This window comes from Streptomyces marokkonensis, assembly GCF_039539045.1.
GTDB classification, from domain to species: Bacteria; Actinomycetota; Actinomycetes; order Streptomycetales; family Streptomycetaceae; genus Streptomyces; species Streptomyces marokkonensis.
Genome location: NZ_BAABCQ010000001.1, coordinates 65,448 through 83,748, shown reverse-complemented (window position 1 = coordinate 83,748; position 18,301 = coordinate 65,448). Strand labels below are relative to the sequence as shown.

Sequence of the window (18,301 nt, the reverse complement as noted above, 5' to 3'; positions counted from 1 at the left end):
CGCACGCTCCGAGCCTGCTCAGCCCCCTGCCGGCTCAGCCCTGGGCCGGCAGGGGGAGTGTCAGCCGGAAGCGTGCGCCCTCGCCGACTCCTGTCTCCAACTCGATGTCGCCGCCGTGTGCCCGGGCGAGGGAACGGGCGATGGCGAGACCGAGCCCGGCGTTGGTGCCGTCCGAGCGGCTTCGGGAACGGTCGGCCCGGTAGAAGCGGTCGAAAACGCGATCCGCCTGCTCGGCCGTCAACCCCGGGCCTTCGTCGGCCACTTCGAGCACGCCGCGACCACCCTCCGTGCCGACGCCGATCCTGACCGGTGTGCCCGGCGGGGTGTGGGCGACGGCGTTCCCCACCAGGTTGGTGACGACCTGCCGCAGCCGGGCCTCGTCGGCGTGGACGGGGGCCGGGCCGGGCGGGCCGACGCCTCCCGGCCCGGTGAGTTCCACCGGTCGGGACGGGTCGAGGGCGCGCAGGTCGTGGCGGGCGCCGCCCGCGAGAGTGCGCAGGTCCATCGGGGCCGGATCGAGCTGTCCCTCGGGCGCCTCGTCGAGCTGGGCGAGCAGCAGCAGGTCCTCGGTGAGGGCGGTGAGCCGGGTGGCCTCCCGTTGGATGCGGTGCATCGCCTCGTCGACGTCGGACCGCTCCGGCAGCGCGCCCATCCGGTAGAGCTCGGTCGTCCCCTTGATGCCGAAGAGCGGGGTGCGCAGCTCGTGACTGACGTCCGCGACGAAGGCACGCATCCGCGCCTCGGACGCGGCCCGGTCGGCGAAGGCTCGCTCGAGCTGGCCGAGCATCGTGTTGAGCGACGCCGCGAGGTGGCCGATCTCCGTACCGGGCGGAGCGAGCCCGGGCACGCGTCGGGTGAGGTCCCCGTCGGCGATCGCGGCCGCTGTGTGCTCGATGCGGCGCAGCGGGCCCAGGCCCCGGCCGAGCGCGAACCAGCCGACTCCCGTCAGCAGCACGAGCAGGACGGCACCGCTGATCACGCTGCTGGTGCGGAGCCGGTCGATGGTGGCGTCGGCCTCCGCGAGCGGCGCCGCCGCGACCACCGTTGCGTCCCTCGCGTCGGTCGGCCGGGCGACGGCCCGCCAGCGTTCCGAGCCGTTCGCGGAGCGGAGATCGACGGCCGTGGCGTCGGTGGGAACCGTGCGCAGCTCGTCGGACGGCGGCAGGAACGAGCTGTCCAGTCCCGGCGTGTGCACGCGCCGCGTCACCTCGCCGTCCGCGTCCAGGAACACCAGGTACGGGGCGCCGAGCAGGTCGAGGCCGGGGCCGAGTAGTTCGGGGAAGGCGGCGGGGTCCTCGATCTCGGACGGCCCGATGGCGGAACTTCGCTGGATGAGCGCGGTGAGCGAGCGCAACTGGTTGTCGAGACGCTCGAGTTGGTAGTCCTGCAAGCGGTCGGAGACGGCCGCGCTGATCAGACTCAGTCCGGTTAGCAGCAGCCCGGCGGTGAGCAGCAGCAGCCTGGCCCGCAGCGAGAGCCGGCTCAGCAGGCGCCTCATCGCCGGGGCTCCCGCATCACGTAGCCCACACCGTGCACGGTGTGGATGAGCTTCGGCTCCTCGGTGTCGACCTTGCGGCGCAGATACGAGATGTAGGTGTCGACGATGCTGGCGTCCCCGCCGAAGTCGTAGCGCCACACCCGGTCGAGGATCTGTGCCTTGGACACCACGCGCCCGGCGTTCTCCATCAGATACCGCAGCAGCCGGAACTCCGTGGCGGAGACGCGGACGGGCAGCCCCGCCCGCGTCACCTGGTGCCCCTCGGCGTCGAGCGTCAGCGTGCCCACCGTCAGCACATCGGTCTGGTGGCCCGTGGTACGGCGGAGGATCGCGCGGATGCGGGCGATCAGCTCCTCCAGGTCGAACGGCTTCGTCACGTAGTCGTCGGCGCCGAGGGAGAGCCCGGTGACCTTGTCCGCCTGCCGGTCCCGGGCGGTCAGGAAGAGGACGGGCACCGGTCCGCCACGACCGGCCGGGTGCTGGTCGCGCAGCCGCCGGACCACCTCGAAGCCATCCATGTCCGGCAGCATGACGTCGAGCAGCACCAGGTCCGGGGGCTCCTCGGTGGCCGCGGCGACCGCCTCGGTGCCGGTCGCCGCGGAGGTCACCCGGAATCCGGCGAAACGCAGTGCCGCGCAGAGCAGCTCCCGGACAGTGGCCTCGTCGTCCACCACCAGCAGCTGCTCGGCACCCCCTCGAGGCGTCACCGTCCCACCCGATCGTTCCATGCCGGCCAGGATACGGAGGCCGGGCCGCGGAACCCGTACCCTCGTGGCGCCGCGGTCCCGGTCACCCCGGCCATCCCGGCCATCCCTGGCGTCCCGGCCATCCCGGGCGTCACACGTCGCGGCGTCGGAAGACGACGAATGCGGAAACCAGCACGGCGGCCACGCCCAGGCACATTCCGCCCAGGTTCAGCCAGGGGTGCGGAAAGTCGGGGTTCGGGACCGTCGCCAGGACCGCCGCCGCGCCCGCGGTCGGCCAGAAGTCGACCAGGCCCTGGAACGCCGAGGGGAAGAGGCCGGCCATGCCGGGGACCAGGAAGATGATCCCCACCAGGGTGGCGAGGGCTCCCGCCGTGGCCCGCATGATCGTGCCGAGACCTACGGCGAGCAGTGCGATGGCCGAGAGATAGAGCCCGCCGCCCGCCACGGCGGCAAGCACACCGGGGTCGCCCAGCCGTGCGTACGGCACGTCCTGCGTGGTGAGGAGGGCCTGTCCCAGGAGGAAGGCGGCGAACATCAGCACCTGACCCGCCACCAGGGTGACGGCCGCGGCCAGCACCACCTTGGCCGCCAGCAGCCGATGCCTGCGGGGCGTGGCGGTGAGCGACGTCTGCATCAGGCCGGTCGCGTACTCGGAGGTGACGACCACGATGCCCAGCACGCCGATGATCAACTGGGCGACGATGTACGTCGTCAGGCTGAGGTTGGTCGGATCCCAGGTCTGCCGTTCCGCGGCCGTCGCGGTCTTGTACTCCTGACCGGCGGAACTCATGGACACGGCCGTGATGCCGAGTCCGACCAGGAAGAGGCAGACCAGTGTGTACCAGGTGGAGCGCAGGCTGCGGAGTTTGATCCACTCTGCGCGGAGGGTGTGGGCGAAGGTCACCCCGGACGTGGTCGGCGCGCTCATGCTGCGGTCGCCCCCTCGTATTCGAGGCTGTCCTTGGTCAGTTCCATGAAGACGTCCTCCAAGGAGGCACGCTGCGGGGCGAGTTCGCTGAGCGCGACGCCGTGGTAAACGGCGAGTCTGCCGATGTCCTCGCTGGTCATGCCGGAGACGACGAGCGAGGACTCCCGACCGTCCCGAACGGTGGCCCCGGCGGCGGTCAGTCGTCGTGCGAATGCGCCGGGTTCGAGCGTGCGGACGAGTACGCTGCTCACCCCGTTGGTCTGCAGGAACTCGCTCATGCCGGTGTCGGCGATGACCCGGCCCCGGCCGATGACGACCAGATGGTCGGCGGTCTGCGCCATCTCGCTCATCAGGTGGCTGGAGACCAGTACCGCCCGGCCCTCGCGGGCGAGGGAACGCATGAAGTCCCGGATCCAGCGGATGCCTTCGGGATCCAGTCCGTTCACCGGCTCGTCGAAGATCAGGACCTGTGGGTCGCCCAGCAGCGTGGCCGCGATACCGAGCCGCTGACGCATACCGAGCGAGAACCCGCCGACCCGCTTGCCGGCCACACCCTCCAGCCCGGTCCGGGCGAGCACCTCACCGACCTGGCCACGGGAGAGGCCGTTGCTCACCGCGAGGGACAGCAGATGGTCGTACGCCTTCCGGCTGCCGTGGACGGCGCCGGCGTCGAGCAGCGCGCCCACCTCCGTCAGTGGTACGGGAAGGTCGCGGTAGCCACGACCGCCGATGGTGACCGAACCCCGGGTGGGGGCTGCCAGGCCCATGATCATCTTCATGGTGGTGGACTTGCCTGCGCCGTTCGGCCCGAGGAAGCCGGTCACCTGCCCGGGTTCCACGGTGAACGACAGGTCGTCCACCACGGTGTCGGGCCCGTACCGCTTGGTCAGTCCCTGTACGTCGATCCTTGTCATGGGCGAGATCCTGACGGGCCGGGCCGACCGGTTCCTGGGAGCTTCTGGGAGAAATCTGGGAATCCGGCGCTCCCGCGGCGTACCGCCCGCCGGCCGCCCACGGCCGGGGCACCTCACTCACAGGAAACGCCAAGTGCGGCCGACTGGGATCCAGGCCGCACGCCACGCCGGGAATGACGGCACCGCACGCCGAGGACCGGGTGACTCGAGTCCGGCACAGTGAAACAGCGGCACCCACCGGCGGGGTGGGACCCACCGGCGGGGTGGGACTGGGCGACGGCAGAGGGCGAGTGGCCACGGAGGGTCAGGGGGGAAGCCGGCGGTCCTGTCGGACCGGGGCGCGGACAGGAGGAGCCTCCTCGGAGGCCCGCATCGCCCCGGCCGGCATGGACCCCGGGTGTGTCCAGGACGGCCCTCGGGGGCATCCAGGCCGTTGCCCGACCGGCTCTGCTTTCCCGCGGCCTCTGAGGTGACTTGTTTGAGTGCCTGAGCTCGGGACATCCGATTGCCGGGCGCCGCCGGACGGTGGCGCCGACCGTGCGTGCGATCGTGTGGAGGCCAGATGGCGGAGAGGAACGGAACGGGGAGCGGACCGCTCGACCGTCCGGCGATGCCCCAGGAGGAGGCGGAGCTCTCTCCGCCCTACCGATTCCAGCGCCAGCAGCGCCCCGGGCTGGAAGAGCGGATGGAAGTGCGCCCGCGCTACCTCGCCCCCAACTACCGGGGCTCCGGAAAGCTCGCCGGGAAGGTCGCGCTGATCACCGGGGGAGACTCGGGGATCGGCCGTTCGGTCGCTGTCCTCTACGCCCGTGAAGGGGCCGACGTCGCCATCGTTCACCTGCCCGAGGAGCAGAGAGATGCCGACGAGACCCGCAAGGCGGTCGAGAAGGAGGGCCGCACCTGTCTGCTGCTGCCGGGCGACCTGTGCGAACCGGCCTTCTGCGCGGATGTCGTCGAACGCACCGTCGCGGAGCTGGGCGGCCTGAACGTCCTGGTCAGCAACGCCGCCTACCTCAACAGCCAGAACAGCCTCTGCGACCTGACCGCCGAGGACTTCGACCGGGTCTTCAAGACGAACGTCTACGCCTACTTCCACCTGGTGATGGCGGCCCTGCCGCACCTCTCCCACGGTGACGCCGTCATCGCCACCGCGTCCGAGGAGGCGCTCAAGGGCAGCGAGATGATGATGGACTACGCCGCCTCGAAGGCGGCTCTGGTCGTCTTCACCAAGTCCATCGCCCCCCACCTCGCCGAGCGCGGCGTCCGCGCCAACATCGTCTCCCCGGGGCCGACCTGGACGGTGCTCAACCTGGCGGGCCAGCGGTTCCCCGACGACTATCTGACCAACCTGGGAAGCTCGGCTCCCATGGGGAGGGTGGCCCAGCCGGAGGAGGTGGCTCCCGCGTACGTGTACCTGGCCTCCGACGCGGACTCCAGCTTCACCGTCGGTGAGGTCGTCGCCGTCACCGGCGGTCTGACGGACACCCGCTGACGCGGCACCGGCGTGCCCGGCCGAGTCCCGCTGCCTCAGCCGTGGGCCGCCCGGTCCAGGAGGCTCTGGTCCAGCAGGCTCTGCAGGTGAAGGCCGCGCTGTGCGTCGAGCGGGGTCGGTGTGCCGGTGCGGACGGCCGTCGCGAAGTCGTGGCGCAGGACGGGCCAGCACTCCTCGTGGTCGATGCCGGCCGTGTCGTAGACCAGCGGGCGCCCGGGGCCGAAGAGCTCGACGCGGGTGAGCGCGCGGGGGACGGCCACCGAGCCCGACAACGAGGCCTGGCTCACGGCCCCGTTCTCGTGTTCGCAGGTCAGCTCCACCCAGCGGCGCGGGTCGCCGGTGGCCCGGATGTGGGTGATGGGACCGACGGCGGCATCCAGCAGGTCGACCAGGTGGGGGCCGAGGTCGAGGAGGGCACCGTGTTCGAGGCGCCAGCCGGTGGCGAAGTCGCCTTGCAGGAAGGCGCCGTGGAGGTAGCACGAGCGGGCCCCGGCCACATCGAAGGCGCGCGCGGCCTCCAGGAAGGCCCGCGTCGTCGGGTGATAGCGCTTGGTCAGCACGAGTTGGGAGACGACACCGGCTTCGGCGACCGCGTCGGCCACCCGGTGGGCCGCGGGCAGATCGGCACCGAGCGGCTTCTCCAGCAGCAGGGCCTTGCCTCGTCCGGTGGCAAACGGCGCCAGTTCGGCCTGGACGGCGGGCGGCACGGCGAAGGCCACGGCCTCGCAGTGATCCAGCAACTCGTCGAAGTCCGCGGCCACATGGGCGGCGTAGGGAGCGGCGGTCTCGCGGGCGGCCTCCGTACGACGGGCCCAGACCGCGGCGATCCGGGTCTCCGGCCCGGCGGCCAGCACGCGGGCGTGCATTGCCCGGGCCCAGGGGTTGGCACCGACGAGCCCGACCTCGACGGGCCGGTCGGTCCAAGGGGCGAGGGCTGCGGTCACGGTGTTCCTGTCTTTCTGGAACCCTTTTCGGGGCTTCCGATGGGACGGCGGTGTCGCGGTCAAGGGGCCAGGCGGTCGAGCCGGGCGTCGGCGCCGGCGGGGGAGTGGAGGTGCTCCACGACCATGGCGGCGGCTCCGACGAGCCCCGCGTGGTCGCCGAGCCGCGAGGTGACGACCTGGAGGTTGGCCGTGGCGCGGGGCAAGGCGCGCTGGTAGACGAGCTCCCGCACCCCGGTCAGAAAGGGCACCCCGGAACCGGTCCCCTACCCCCACTCCTGTTCGCCCCAGGCCTGGGCGGCAGCCACTCCGCTGGCCCTGCGGACGGCGCTGGAAGGGGAACGGCCGGACGGGGCCGCCCGGGGGACGCCGTCCTCGGCGTAACCGAAGGAGGGACGACGACCCGGCACCGGGTCACGTCCGCTGCTCCCGGGACCGCCCGCCTCTCCGGCGGCCGACGGTCCTACTGCGGAGTCGTGCCGGCCCGGTCCTCCCGCGAAGCACCGACGTACCGGCGGCACCCCGTGTCGTGCCGTGCGCCCAGCGAGGTCCACCACCGCTCGCAGCAGTCGTCCCGGAACGGGACGCGCGCGGCGGCGGGGCGGGTGCACCCCGGGCCGTGCAGGGCGCCGTCGGACTGCTGCCAGAACACGCAGCACGGTGCGAGGGCGACGAGCGGCCGCTGTCGGCGGGGGCGGGCCAACCGCTCGGCGCGCTGGGCCCGCGCGAGACGCAGCCGGTGCTCCGTCCGGACACGGGCGGCACACCAGGCGAACACCGCGGCGGCGTACAGGCCGGGCAGGGCGAGCCAGGGATGGTGGGTGGCCGCGTATCCGGCGGCGGCGAGGAGCAGGGCGGCGGCGGCACGACACGCGCGGGCGGTGCGCAGGCTCGGCGTCACAGGGAACTCCCGTTGGTCGGCGACGGAGAGGGCCTCGGGACATCCGTATGCCCGCGGTTCGCCGCCCTACGTGTCCGGGCCGACGGCGGCATCACGAAGAGGGCGGCGCGCGGGTACCGAGGCCGGCGGAAAACCCGTTGCGGCGACCCAATCGACCACTACGTGGGCCTCGGCGTCGACATCGAGACCGCGACGGGCGCCCCCGCCTCTACGGCCGCAAGGGCATGACGGTCCATTACGCCGTCGACACCTGGGAGGCCGTGATCGTCTGACGGCCCGGTGCCGGACCTCAGCGCCGCGCCAGCGCCAGCACGCTCAGACCGAACATCAGGACACCCAGAGGGAGATGGACCGACGGCATGTGGGCGATGCCCACCACCACCTGGACCGAGGCCAGGGCGAGGAAGCCGGACGCGTGCCAGACGGGCCGGGGCGAGCCGCCGCCCGGCTTCCACGCCAGCACCGCCGCGAGCACGTACAGCATCGACGCCCCGTACATCACGCGGGCTCCGGCACTGTGCAGCGCCTCCCCGTAGGACGAGGACATCAGCAGTCCGGCGGAGACCGCCTGGAGGAAGATGGTCAGGGTCTGCACGGCGATCGCTATCCGCAGGAACGGGAAGCGGCGCCGTGTCGTCGCCGAGGCTGCCATGTCAAGGTCCCCTCTTTCCGCCAACGGGCGGTAGATCGGTAAGCTCACACCAGCCCGACGACGCGGGCCCGCGAAAGGTAAGGCGAGGAGGCGGTCGGGAGTATGGGAACGGCCGGGACGCGCACCGATGAGACAGCCGGTGAGCGACGCCAACTGATCAATGTCGCCTACCGGTTGCTCGGGTCACTGGCCGAGGCCGAGGACGCCGTGCAGGAGGCGTACGCGCGCTGGTACGCGCTTCCACATGGCCGGCGGGACGAGATCGTGTCTCCCGGCGCCTGGCTGACGACGGTGACCGGCCGCGTCTGCCTGGACGTGCTCGGCTCGGCGCGGGCCCGGCGGGAACGCTATGTCGGCGCGTGGTTGCCCGATCCGCTGCCCGACCACACCGAGTGGGACCACGGCCATGGCACCGACCCCGCCGATCAGATGGTGCTGGACGAATCGGTGACCATGGCCTTCCTCGTCGTTCTGGAGTCGATGACCCCCGCCGAGCGGGTGGCCTTCGTCCTGCACGACGTCTTTCGCTATCCCTTCGCCGAGATCGCCGACGTCCTCGGCCGGACCCCCGCGGCCTGCAAGCAGCTCGCGGCCTCCGCCCGGCGGCGGGCGCGCGCCGCTCCCGCGCCGGCGACGACGGCCGGGCAGGCCGACGCGGTACGGCATGTCAAAGCGGCATGGGAGACCAAGGACATCGCGGCCCTCGTCGACCTCCTCGACCCGGCCGCTGTGATGACCGCCGACGGGGGCGGCATGGCCGGTGCCGCCCTACGTCCGATCGAGGGCGGCACGCGCATCGCCCAGTACATGGTCGCCATCGCCGACAAGGCTCCGGGGCTCGAACTCCTGCAGCGGTCGGTCAACGGTGTGCCGGGCCTGGTGGCCCGGCGTGCCGGCGCCGTCCTGACCGTGGCCTCGTTCGAAGTCGGCGACGGCCGTGTCACCCGGATCTGGGTGGTCCGCAATCCGGAGAAGCTGCGGCCGTGGGCGCGGGACGGCCGGGACCCGTCCGGCGAGTCGTGATGTCACCACCGCCGCCCGGTCCAGGCGGGCGGCCATGAGCGAACGGGCCGTCACCCGGCCTCTCTCGTCCGCGGACGGGCGACAGCCCCGCCGGCGAGCCACCGAAAGCCGGGGTCAGGACTCACCCTGCCCCTGCCCCTGCCTGCCCCTGCCCCTCCCCCTGCGCCGTCCGCCCGCCATCAGCTCCGGCCTCTACACATACGACCTGGCACCGACGAAACGGTCTGCGGCAAATGGAATGCCATGCTGCGCCCTGTCGGCAGGAGGGTGAGGCGCCCCTGGCCTGATGCACCGTCATCGCACACAACGTCAGGAGCACGTCCGCCTACACCTGCACCAACCGCACCGCGCGGGCCCGGAAGTTCACCCGGCGAGTCGACGACAGCCCCGACTTCGGCCGGCCGCTCGCGACGGGCGCCACCCAGAACCTGCCCTCCGGCGACCCCGGAACAGGCAATCGCTGGATCAACGACGACGGCCGCTGCTCTCCGTCAAGGACACGGGCAACGGCTACACGGCCGTCAGCGTCGACACAGGCCCCGGGCAACGGCTGGACTTCCACGACCCGATCCGCGTCGGAGAGACGGTGCAGTACGTCAGCCCACGGCTCGCGTACGGCGGCCACACCCTGCGCGGATCCGGGTGACGGGTGAGCACAACTCCCAGTTGGGGGCTTCCTGGGCGAGCGTGGACCGCGCCGAGGTCTACGTGAACCGACGCACCCGGCCGACCGCGACGTCAGAGCCGCTCGTGGCCCTCCGTGCTCTCCCTCAGGACGAGCCGGTGGGCCACGATGCGGTCCTGCGGCGACAGCACCGCGGACTCGGCGGCCGCACTCGCACCGTCCCCTCCCGTCGTCTCCTCGATGCGGCGCCGCAGCAGTTGTACGGCGACCCTGGCCACCGCCGCCTTGTCGGGAGCCACCGTGCTCAGCGTCGGTACGGAGAACCGCCCGCCCTCCACGTCGTCGAAGCCGATGACGGCGACGTCCTCGGGCACCTTGGCCCCGAGCTCGTGCAGGGCGCGCAACGCGCCCAGCGCCAGCTGGTCGTTGAGGCAGAGCATGGCGTCGGGCCGGGCACCGTCGCGCAGCGCACGCGCCACCGCCCGGGCCCCGTCCGGCATCCTGAAGGAGCCGACCGGCAGCAGGGAAGCCGGATCGTAGGCGATGCCCGCTTCCGACAGCGCCGCACGGTAGCCCCGGGTACGGGCCTCCGCGGTCCCCAGGCCCGAGTCGTCGCGTCCCCCGACGGCGAGGATGGCGCGGCGCCCGAGACCGATCAGATGGTGGGTCGCCTCGCGTGCGGCACGCTCGTTGTCGATGGCCACATGGTCCGCGCCCTCCTCCAGCAGTTCCCCGAGCAGCACGGTGGGCGGGGCGCCCACGCGATCGCGCAGGTCGTCGGCGGTCAGGGCGAGCGGACTCAGGATGATCCCGTCCACGAAGGTGGAACCGAAACCGGCCAGCGCCGCCAGCTCGTGGGCGCGGTCCGCCCCGGACTGATGGATCAGGACGGTCAGGGAGCACTGCTCGGCCTCGCGGATGACATGCCGGGCCAGCTCGGCGAAGTACGGGATGTCCAGTTCGGGAACGACAAGGGCGATGATGCCGGTACGGCCCTTGCGCAAGTGACGGCCTGCCAGGTTCACTCGGTACCCGAGGTGTTCGATGGCCTCGCGCACCACCTGCCTGGTCCGGTCGGAGACGTGGGCGTAGTCGTTGATGACATTGGACACGGTCTTCTCCGAAACGCCCGCATGACGTGCGACGTCCTTGATCCTGGGCCGTGCCACCGAGACCTCCCTGCCTCTCACGCGACTGCCGAGTCTATGTCCCGGAGCCGCATGGGCCGCCCAGCTCTTTACAGCCGATGTACATCGATGTAAAAGCAAGCCACCGCATGAGCGTCCGGCCGTCGAAAGGTCCGCGACGAGTTCCCGTTTGAGCCCTGCTCGCGGCGGCCCCGCTGTCGGGCTGCGCCTCACCGGCCTCCGCCTCCGGCGCGTCCGCTATGCGTCTGGGACCTCTTCCAGGGCGGCGACGGCATGCTGATGGACGAGATGATCGAGGCCGTGTCCAAGGGGCCAGAGGGCGCCAAGGGGTCCGAGGGCGCCAAGGGCTCCGAGGGCGACCGCACGATCCTGGACTCGGGGCCGTCCTACTACACCATGCTCGCCATGTCCGCCGCCGGCGGCCGGGCCTCCGACGTGGCCGCCATGCGTCTGTCCCGGCTGGCGGGCTACGCGTCTGCTCGACCGGAAACTGCGCGGTGAGATCCCCGTCCCCTTACCGCCCGAGTCCGAGCTGTCCGGCATCGGCGACACCGACTTCCTGGAAGCCGTCTGGTACCGGCGCGCCATCGCCCTGCCGGCGGCGTGGGCAGGGCGCCGCGTGCTGCTGCACTTCGGCGCCGTCGACTACGACACCACCGTACGGGCCGACTGCAAGGAGGTCGCCCGGCACCGCGGCGGCTTCACCCCCTTCACAGCCGACCTCGGCGACATCGTCCAAGCGGGGGACGAGGTCGTCGTCACCGTCCGCGCCCGCGACCCCAGGTCCGGCCCGCAGGCACGCGGCAAGCAGGCCGTGCGGTATGCAACCACGACTGCAACTACACCCGGGTCACCGGCATCTGGCAGACCGTCTGACTGGAGCCCGTCCCCGACCTCCACCTGCGCCGCCCCCGCGTCACCCCCGACCTGGCCGGCTCCGCCTTCCACCTCGAACTGCCCCTGTCCGGCAACCGTCCCGGCCACCGGGTACGCGCCGTCCTCGGCGACGCCCACGGCGAGGTGGCCTGCGCCGAGGCACGCGCCGACCTGGACCTCGCCCCGCGCCTGCACCTGCCGGCGCCGGACGACCGGCGACGCGAGTGGAGCCCCGGCGATCCGCCCCTGTACGACCTGCGCCTCGAACTCCTTGACGCCTGGTGAGGGACATCGAGCTGGCCGTGGAAGCCGGCTTCAACGGAGCCCGGCTGCACCAGAAGGTCTTCGAGGAACGCTTCCTGTACCACGCCGACCGTCTCGGCTACCTGGTCTGGGGCGAGTTCGGAGACTGGGGCTGCGAGACCGGCGGCTCCTCGGGCGACAACCAGCAGCCCGACGCTTCCTACGTCGGCCAGTGGCTCGAGGCCCTCGAACGCGACTACTCACACCCCTCGATCATCGGCTGGTGCCCGCTGAACGAGACGTACCAGAGCTGCACGACCGCATCACCGGGCTCGACGCCGTGACCCGGGCGATGTTCCTGGCCACCAAGGCCATGGACACCACCCGGCCGGTCATCGACGCCTCCGGCTACGCCCACCGGGTCGCCGCGACCGACATCTACGACTCCCACAACTACGAGCAGGACCCGGCCGCCTTCCGGCAGCTGATGTCCGGCCTCGCCAAGGACGCCCCTTCGTCAACGCCCACGACAGCGGAGCCCCCTACTCCCAGCCCTACCGCGGCCAGCCGTACTTCGTCGGCGAGTTCGGCGGCATCTGGTGGGACCCCGAGGCGGCCGCGGACCGGTCGGGCGACGAGCGCACCGTCTCCTGGGGCTACGGGGAACGGGTCCGCAACGAGGACGAGTTCCACGAGCGGTTCAGCGGTCTCACCGAGGTACTGCTGGGGGACCGTGACATGTTCGGCTACTGATACACCCAGTTGACCGACGTCTTCCAGGAGCAGAACGGCATCTATCGGTTCGACCGCGGCGTGGAACTCGACGTCGAGCGTATCCGTGCCGCGCAGCCGCGCCCGGCCGCGATCGAGGATCAGGACCCGGCCTAGCGAACCTCCGGGGGGCCAAAGGCGACGATCGCCTCCGGCCCTCCGGTCGCGCGGTGTCAGAAGGGACGGTCGCCCTCGATGGCGACGCGTTCGGCGACGCGCCGGTCGGATCCGTAGTCGCCCACGGCGTAGTGCTGCGTGGCGCGGTTGTCCCAGAAGGCGATGTCGCCGGGCTGCCAGCGGAAGCGCACCTGGTACTCGGGGACGTGTGCCTGCTGGAACAGGAAGCGCAGCAGCCGGTCGCTCTCGTCACGGTCCATGCCGGTGATGCGGGTGGTGAAGGAGGTGTTGACGAACAGCATGCGCCGCCCGGTCTCGGGGTGGACGCGCACGACGGGGTGCTCCACGGGCGGGAACAGGTCCTGGTGCGGGATCAGCCGCTCGGGGCCGTAGAACCGGGCGAAGCCGGGGATGAAGTCGTGCACGGCCCGGGCGCCGTCGATGCGGTCCTTCACCTCCTGAGGGAGGTTGTCGTAGGCGGCAGCCATGTCCGCCCACATGGTGTCCCCGCCGAACGGCGGCACCTCGCGCAGCTGGAGAACGGCGCCGAGCGCGGGCCGTTCGCGGAAGGTGACGTCGGTGTGCCAGACGTTCTCGTACGTCGGGGCGGCCCCGGCGCTCTTGTCGAAGCGGACGACGTCGTCGCTGGAACCGGCGGCGAGCAGGGGGTTGGTCTCCAGCTCGCCCCAGTTGGCCGCGAAGTCGCGCTGCTGGTCGGAGGTGAGGTGCTGGGCGCGGAAGAAGAGCACCTTCCACTCCAGCAGGGCGCGGTTCAGCTCCTCGCGCAGGGCGGCACCGAGCGGGCGCGAGAGGTCGGCGCCCCGGATCTCGGCACCGATCGTGCGGGCCTGCGGAACGACCTCGAAGTGTTCGTAGGGCCGCTCCTGCCACCCCTCGGGCAGCCGGCGCAGTGTGCGCCGACCCTCGTACATACCGTCCCCCGGAATGCGTGCTTCGCGCAGATCGACGGTCGGGCCGGCGGTCGTGACGGTCATGGGAGTCCTCCCCTTGCGGTGGGCCGGGTCGGCCGGGCCATGGCGGTACGCGTCATCGCCGACCGGCCAGGAAAAAGAAGCGGGAAACGAAAATGCTCCGGGCTGTTCGCCGGAAGGAAGGCCGGTCGGCTCGGGACGCGCGGCACGCGCGTCGAGACCCCGGCTCGCGGACGGCCGTTATCGGCCGGAGCGCTCACACCCGGTTCGCTCGGGCACGGGGGGACACTCCGCCGTGGTGCCGAACCGGTATGTGGTCATGGCACCGATTGTGTGATCTCCCAGGGCCCCTGTCAACCGGCCCGGACCGGCCGCGGGGCGAAGGGGAGCATGACGTCCCCCTCGGGCTGGACGACGCCGTAGCTGCTCTCGGGCACCTTGTTCCACACGCCGGGGAGATCGCCCAGGGGCTCCGAGACGATGAGGCGGGTGTCGTCGGACGCCTCCCGGAGGAAGGGCAGGTCCGGGTGGAGCGCGCGCAGGCTCTCCACCCGCGAGCTGTAGTAGAGGGACCGTGAGGCGCCCTGGCTGGAGTAGCGGAAGGCCCACAGCCGACGTCCGTCGGTCACGGCGACCGTCATCTGCAGCGGGTACTGGACGCCGTGCTCATGACCGACCTCCTCCACCAGCCCCGCCATCCGTGCCACGGCCGCCGGAGGGTCGTCCTCCAGGCCGAAGGTGAGGGCCAGGAAAAACATCATCTCGGAGTCCGTCGACCCCTCGATGTCCAGGAAGAGCCGCGGGTCGACGGCCAGGGCGAGTTCGCGCCGGACCCGGTGGAACTCGGCGATCGCGCCGTTGTGCATCCACATCCAGCGGCCGTGGCGGAACGGGTGGCAGTTGGTCTGCTGCACGGGGCTGCCCGTGGAGGCCCGGATGTGAGCGAAGAACAGGGACGAGCGGACATGGCTCGCGATCTCCCGCAGATTGCGGTTGCTCCACGCCGGCCCGATCTCCCGGACGATCGCGGGGGTCGTCATCTCCGGGCCGAACCAGCCGACGCCGAACCCGTCCCCGTTCGTCGTCTCGACCCCCATCCGGGCGTGCAGGCTCTGGTCGATCAGTGAGTGCTCGGGCTTGTAGAGGATGGTCTCCAGCAGCACGGGCGTTCCCGAGTAGGCAAGCCATCGGCACATCGTCTGCCGCCTCCCTGGTCTTCGGCGCGTGCCGCGCGGGTCGCCCCGGACGTTCAGTCGACCGGCCAGGTGTGCACCGGGGCGTTGAGGTGCATGTAGTCCATGTACTGCTGTGTCATCCGGCGCAGGGCCTCGTGACGGCCCGGACGGGCGCCGGTGTCGATGTGGTGGAACATCTCCTTCTGCCAGACGGCACCGTTGCGCCCGGTGACGCACCGCTGCTCGATGATCCCCAGCAGCGGCTCCCGCCAGGCCGCGTCCATGCCGGAGAGCTCCAGTCCCCGGTGCGCCAGCGGCAGCAGCCGCCGCAGTACGAGCTCGGGCACGGTCACCTCGCCCATGCCGGGCCAGTACAGCCGTGCCTCGATACCGTGCCGGGCCGCGGTGTGCAGGTTGTCCTCGGCGACCGAGAAGGACATCCTCGACCACACCGGCCGTTCCTCCTCCACCAGGGCGCGGGTGAGCCCGTAGTAGAAGGCGCCGTTGGCGAGCGTGTCGGCGACGGTCGGACCGGCGGGCAGTACCCGGTTCTCCACCCGGACGTGCGGTGTGTCGTGGGCGACGGCGTAGACGGGCCGGTTCCAGCGGTAGATGGTGCCGTTGTGAAGGGTGAGCTCGCCCAGGTCGGGGATGTCGCCGCGGTCCAGTGTCTGGGCGGGGTCCTGCTCGTCGCACAGCGGCAGCAGCGCGGGGAAGTAGCGCACATTCTCCTCGAAGAGGTCGAAGACGCTGTTGATCCACCGCTCTCCGAACCACACCCGTGGCCGCACCCCCTGCGCCTTGATCTCCTGCGGCCGGGTGTCGGTGGCCTGCTCGAACAGCGGGATACGGCTCTCGTGCCACAGTTCCTTGCCGAGCAGGAAGGGTGAGTTGGCGGCGAGGGCCACCTGGACCCCGGCGATCGCCTGGGCCGCGTTCCAGTAGTCGGCGAACTCGTCGGGGGACACCTGGAGGTGGAACTGCGTGCTGGTACAGGCGGCCTCCGGCATGATCGTGTCCGCGTAGGTCCGCAGCCGGTCGACGCCGTCCACCTCGATGTGCAGGTCCTCGCCCCGGGCCGCGAACACCTGGTCGTTGAGCAGCCGGTAGCGCGGGTTCTCCGACAGGGCGGCCTCTCCCACGTCAGCCTCACGCAGTGTGGGCAGGGTGCCGACCATGATCAGATGTGCGCCGATCGACTCGGCGCGGTCCTCCGCGTGGTTCAGGGCGGCGCGGATCTCGGTCTCCCAGGAGTCGGGGCCGCCCGCCGTCAGCCGGCGGGGCGGGATGTTGATCTCCAGGTTGAAACGGCCCAGCTCGGTGGCCCAGGCGGGGTCAGCTATCGCTTCGAGGGCGTCGCTGTTGCACATCGCCGGCTCGGCCTCGTCGTCGACCAGGTTCAGCTCGATCTCCAGCCCCACCTGGGGCCGCTCGGTCTCGAACCGTGACTCGCCCAGCATCTGCGCGAAGGCCTCGAGGCACTCCTGCATTTTGATCCGGTACCGGCGGCGGTCCTCGCGGGTGAAGACCAGCGCCGGGACGTCCCGTCCCATCGGTCCTCCCGGGGTCGCCTTCCTCCAACGCTCTCCACCCCAGCGTCGCACCACCTGGCGCCCCTCACCAGACGGGACGGGACGGGGCCCGCCGCACTGTGTGCGGCGGGCCCCGTCGGGTTCACGTCCTTGTGCGGCCGATCAGCTCTCAGAGCTTGCCGGACTCCCGCACCGTGATCTTGGCGGAGGTGCCGCCGGACTGGGAACCGTAGCCCTCGATCTTGTCGACCACGCCCGTGCCCTCGACGACCTTGCCGAAGACGACGTGCTTGCCGTCCAGCCAGGGGGTGCGGACGGTGGTGACGAAGAACTGCGAGCCGTTGGTGTTCGGACCCGCGTTCGCCATGGACAGCAGGTAGGGCTCGGTGTGCTTCAGCTGGAAGTTCTCGTCCGCGAACTTCTCGCCGTAGATGCTCTTGCCGCCGGTGCCGTCGCCCCGGGTGAAGTCACCGCCCTGGAGCATGAACTGCGGGATCACGCGGTGGAACGAGGAACCGGCGTAGCCGAAGCCGTGCTCGCCGGTGGCCAGCTCGATGAAGTTCTTGGCGGTCTTGGGGGTGACGTCCTCGAAGAGTTCGAAGACGATGCGGCCCGCATCCTGGCCGTCGATGTCGATGTCGAAGTAAACCTTGGAATTGCTCATCGCACCATTGTGACGTGTGAGCCCCCGTGATGTCGCACCGGCCGTCCTTTCAGCGTGTGGCGAGCAGTCCGAGCGTGTCGATCACCCGGTTCGAGAAGCCCCACTCGTTGTCGTACCAGGCGACCACCTTGATGTGGCGGCCGTCGACGCGGGTCAGCGCCGAGTCGAAGATCGACGAGGCCGGGTTGCCCGTGATGTCCGAGGAGACCAGCGGGTCGTCCGAGTACTCGAGCACTCCCGCGAGGGGGCCCTCGGCGGCGGCACGGTAGGCCGCCAGCACGTCGTCGCGCGTCACGTCGCGGGCGACGGTCGTGTTGAGTTCGACGATCGAGCCCACAGGTACCGGCACGCGGATCGAGTCGCCCGACAGCCTGCCGTCGAGGTTCGGCAGCACCAGGCCGATCGCCTTGGCGGCGCCCGTCGTGGTCGGCACGATGTTGACCCCGGCGGCGCGGGCCCGGCGGGGGTCGCGGTGCGGACCGTCCTGCAGGTTCTGCTCCTGCGTGTAGGCGTGCACCGTCGTCATGAAGCCGTGCTCGATGCCGGCGAGCTCGTCGAGCACCGCGGCCAGCGGCGCGAGCGCGTTGGTCGTGCAGGACGCGTTCGAGACGATCGTGTGCGCGGCCGGGTCGTACGCGTCGCTGTTCACGCCGTACGCCAGGGTGACGTCCGCACCGTTCGAAGGCGCGCTGACCAGGACTTTCCTCGCGCCCGCGGTCAGGTGGGCGCGGGCGGCGTCGGCCGAGGTGAAGCGGCCGGTGGCCTCCAGTACGAGTTCGACGCCGAGCTCGGCCCACGGCAGCCGCGCCGGCTCGCGCTCGGCGAGGACCTTGATGCGGTGTCCGTCGACGACGAGGGTGTCCCCGTCGACGGACACCGGGCGGCCGAGCCGGCCGGCCGTGGAGTCGTAGGCCAGCAGCCGGGCGAGGGTGGCCGGCTCGGTGAGGTCGTTCACGGCGACGACCTCGAGCTTGCTGTCGCGTTCCAGCAGCGCGCGCAGCACGTTGCGCCCGATGCGGCCGAATCCGTTGATGCCGATGCGAGTCATGAGTGGTGTGTCCCTTCGTTCGCCGTCAGGTCGTTCGCCACCAGGCTCGCGCGTGTCGTCCGCGCGTGGCAGCGGCGGGAGTGCCACGGTTCGCAAGGATCGCGCCAAGCGCCA

The 18,301-nt window shown here is 71.3% G+C and carries 15 protein-coding genes and 4 pseudogenes; 5 read left to right on the top strand and 14 right to left on the bottom strand.

What is annotated here, in order from left to right:
* Positions 1–34: 34 nt before the first annotated feature.
* The 4 genes from ABEA26_RS00410 to ABEA26_RS00395 form a co-directional block, all read right to left on the bottom strand.
* Positions 35–1,498, bottom strand: a complete 1,464-nt coding sequence (locus ABEA26_RS00410) for a sensor histidine kinase (protein WP_345588033.1) — start codon at positions 1,496–1,498, stop codon at positions 35–37.
* The gene (locus ABEA26_RS00405; protein WP_345588032.1) at positions 1,495–2,226 is read right to left on the bottom strand and encodes a response regulator transcription factor; all 732 of its coding nucleotides are present in this window, start codon (positions 2,224–2,226) and stop codon (positions 1,495–1,497) included. The genes ABEA26_RS00410 and ABEA26_RS00405 overlap by 4 nt, the downstream gene beginning before the upstream one ends.
* Positions 2,227–2,335: 109 nt before the next feature.
* Positions 2,336–3,133 (bottom strand): ABC transporter permease, encoded by a 798-nt coding sequence (locus ABEA26_RS00400; RefSeq protein ID WP_345588030.1) that lies wholly within the window; start codon positions 3,131–3,133, stop codon positions 2,336–2,338.
* Entirely contained in the window at positions 3,130–4,047 is a 918-nt protein-coding gene (locus ABEA26_RS00395; protein ID WP_345588029.1) for an ABC transporter ATP-binding protein, read from the bottom strand. Before ABEA26_RS00395 ends, ABEA26_RS00400 begins: the two co-directional genes overlap by 4 nt.
* 610 nt (positions 4,048–4,657) lie before the next feature.
* On the opposite strand from ABEA26_RS00395, the gene ABEA26_RS00390 reads away from it, so the two are divergent.
* Positions 4,658–5,539 (top strand): SDR family oxidoreductase, encoded by an 882-nt coding sequence (locus ABEA26_RS00390; protein WP_345588028.1) that lies wholly within the window; start codon positions 4,658–4,660, stop codon positions 5,537–5,539.
* 35 nt (positions 5,540–5,574) lie between these two features.
* Here ABEA26_RS00390 and ABEA26_RS00385 read toward each other — a convergent pair whose 3' ends face one another.
* From ABEA26_RS00385 to ABEA26_RS00370, 4 genes and pseudogenes are all read right to left on the bottom strand, one after another.
* Positions 5,575–6,483, bottom strand: coding sequence for a Gfo/Idh/MocA family protein (locus ABEA26_RS00385; RefSeq protein WP_345588026.1), 909 nt, complete (start codon positions 6,481–6,483; stop codon positions 5,575–5,577).
* 59 nt (positions 6,484–6,542) lie between these two features.
* Positions 6,543–6,746 (bottom strand): annotated as a pseudogene (locus tag ABEA26_RS00380) (sugar kinase); the annotation flags it as partial.
* A 197-nt stretch (positions 6,747–6,943) separates the two neighbouring features.
* A complete protein-coding gene (locus tag ABEA26_RS00375; protein ID WP_345588025.1) occupies positions 6,944–7,381 on the bottom strand; it encodes a hypothetical protein in 438 nt (145 codons plus the stop codon).
* A 289-nt stretch (positions 7,382–7,670) separates the two neighbouring features.
* Positions 7,671–8,033, bottom strand: coding sequence for a hypothetical protein (locus tag ABEA26_RS00370; RefSeq protein ID WP_345588024.1), 363 nt, complete (start codon positions 8,031–8,033; stop codon positions 7,671–7,673).
* Positions 8,034–8,135: 102 nt separating this feature from the next.
* On the opposite strand from ABEA26_RS00370, the gene sigJ reads away from it, so the two are divergent.
* On the top strand, positions 8,136–9,056 hold the full coding sequence (gene sigJ / locus ABEA26_RS00365) for an RNA polymerase sigma factor SigJ (RefSeq protein ID WP_345588023.1): 921 nt from the start codon (positions 8,136–8,138) through the stop codon (positions 9,054–9,056).
* A gap of 296 nt (positions 9,057–9,352) precedes the next feature.
* Positions 9,353–9,770: pseudogene (locus ABEA26_RS00360) on the top strand (hydrolase); the annotation flags it as partial.
* A gap of 24 nt (positions 9,771–9,794) precedes the next feature.
* Here ABEA26_RS00360 and ABEA26_RS00355 read toward each other — a convergent pair.
* A complete protein-coding gene (locus ABEA26_RS00355; protein WP_345588021.1) occupies positions 9,795–10,850 on the bottom strand; it encodes a LacI family DNA-binding transcriptional regulator in 1,056 nt (351 codons plus the stop codon).
* 152 nt (positions 10,851–11,002) lie between these two features.
* Here ABEA26_RS00355 and ABEA26_RS00350 point away from each other — a divergent pair.
* A pseudogene (locus ABEA26_RS00350) lies at positions 11,003–11,303 on the top strand (ABC transporter substrate-binding protein); the annotation flags it as partial.
* A 1-nt stretch (position 11,304) separates the two neighbouring features.
* Positions 11,305–12,836: pseudogene (locus ABEA26_RS00345) on the top strand (sugar-binding domain-containing protein); the annotation flags it as partial.
* A 56-nt stretch (positions 12,837–12,892) separates the two neighbouring features.
* Here the strand turns inward: ABEA26_RS00345 and ABEA26_RS00340 are convergent.
* From ABEA26_RS00340 to gap, 5 genes are all read right to left on the bottom strand, one after another.
* Positions 12,893–13,831, bottom strand: a complete 939-nt coding sequence (locus ABEA26_RS00340) for a TauD/TfdA dioxygenase family protein (RefSeq protein ID WP_345588019.1) — start codon at positions 13,829–13,831, stop codon at positions 12,893–12,895.
* A gap of 290 nt (positions 13,832–14,121) precedes the next feature.
* Positions 14,122–14,964, bottom strand: a complete 843-nt coding sequence (locus tag ABEA26_RS00335; RefSeq protein WP_345588018.1) for a class II glutamine amidotransferase — start codon at positions 14,962–14,964, stop codon at positions 14,122–14,124.
* 53 nt (positions 14,965–15,017) lie between these two features.
* Positions 15,018–16,496: a glutamate-cysteine ligase family protein gene (locus ABEA26_RS00330; protein WP_345588017.1), complete on the bottom strand. Its 1,479-nt coding sequence runs from the start codon at positions 16,494–16,496 to the stop codon at positions 15,018–15,020.
* Positions 16,497–16,644: 148 nt separating this feature from the next.
* Positions 16,645–17,139 (bottom strand): peptidylprolyl isomerase, encoded by a 495-nt coding sequence (locus tag ABEA26_RS00325; RefSeq protein ID WP_345588015.1) that lies wholly within the window; start codon positions 17,137–17,139, stop codon positions 16,645–16,647.
* A 49-nt stretch (positions 17,140–17,188) separates the two neighbouring features.
* The gene (gene gap / locus ABEA26_RS00320; RefSeq protein ID WP_345588013.1) at positions 17,189–18,187 is read right to left on the bottom strand and encodes a type I glyceraldehyde-3-phosphate dehydrogenase; all 999 of its coding nucleotides are present in this window, start codon (positions 18,185–18,187) and stop codon (positions 17,189–17,191) included.
* Positions 18,188–18,301: the final 114 nt, after the last annotated feature.

What these genes read in the sequence shown, in the direction of transcription:
- ABEA26_RS00340 (WP_345588019.1), bottom strand. Translation starts at nt 13,831, where the DNA reads ATGACCGTCACGACCGCCGGCCCGACCGTCGATCTGCGCGAAGCACGC.
- ABEA26_RS00390 (WP_345588028.1), top strand. Translation starts at nt 4,658, where the DNA reads ATGCCCCAGGAGGAGGCGGAGCTCTCTCCGCCCTACCGATTCCAGCGC.
- ABEA26_RS00410 (WP_345588033.1), bottom strand. Translation starts at nt 1,498, where the DNA reads ATGAGGCGCCTGCTGAGCCGGCTCTCGCTGCGGGCCAGGCTGCTGCTG.
- gap (WP_345588013.1), bottom strand. Translation starts at nt 18,187, where the DNA reads ATGACTCGCATCGGCATCAACGGATTCGGCCGCATCGGGCGCAACGTG.
- ABEA26_RS00325 (WP_345588015.1), bottom strand. Translation starts at nt 17,139, where the DNA reads ATGAGCAATTCCAAGGTTTACTTCGACATCGACATCGACGGCCAGGAT.
- ABEA26_RS00400 (WP_345588030.1), bottom strand. Translation starts at nt 3,133, where the DNA reads ATGAGCGCGCCGACCACGTCCGGGGTGACCTTCGCCCACACCCTCCGC.
- ABEA26_RS00405 (WP_345588032.1), bottom strand. Translation starts at nt 2,226, where the DNA reads ATGGAACGATCGGGTGGGACGGTGACGCCTCGAGGGGGTGCCGAGCAG.
- ABEA26_RS00335 (WP_345588018.1), bottom strand. Translation starts at nt 14,964, where the DNA reads ATGTGCCGATGGCTTGCCTACTCGGGAACGCCCGTGCTGCTGGAGACC.
- ABEA26_RS00395 (WP_345588029.1), bottom strand. Translation starts at nt 4,047, where the DNA reads ATGACAAGGATCGACGTACAGGGACTGACCAAGCGGTACGGGCCCGAC.
- sigJ (WP_345588023.1), top strand. Translation starts at nt 8,136, where the DNA reads ATGGGAACGGCCGGGACGCGCACCGATGAGACAGCCGGTGAGCGACGC.
- ABEA26_RS00370 (WP_345588024.1), bottom strand. Translation starts at nt 8,033, where the DNA reads ATGGCAGCCTCGGCGACGACACGGCGCCGCTTCCCGTTCCTGCGGATA.
- ABEA26_RS00330 (WP_345588017.1), bottom strand. Translation starts at nt 16,496, where the DNA reads ATGGGACGGGACGTCCCGGCGCTGGTCTTCACCCGCGAGGACCGCCGC.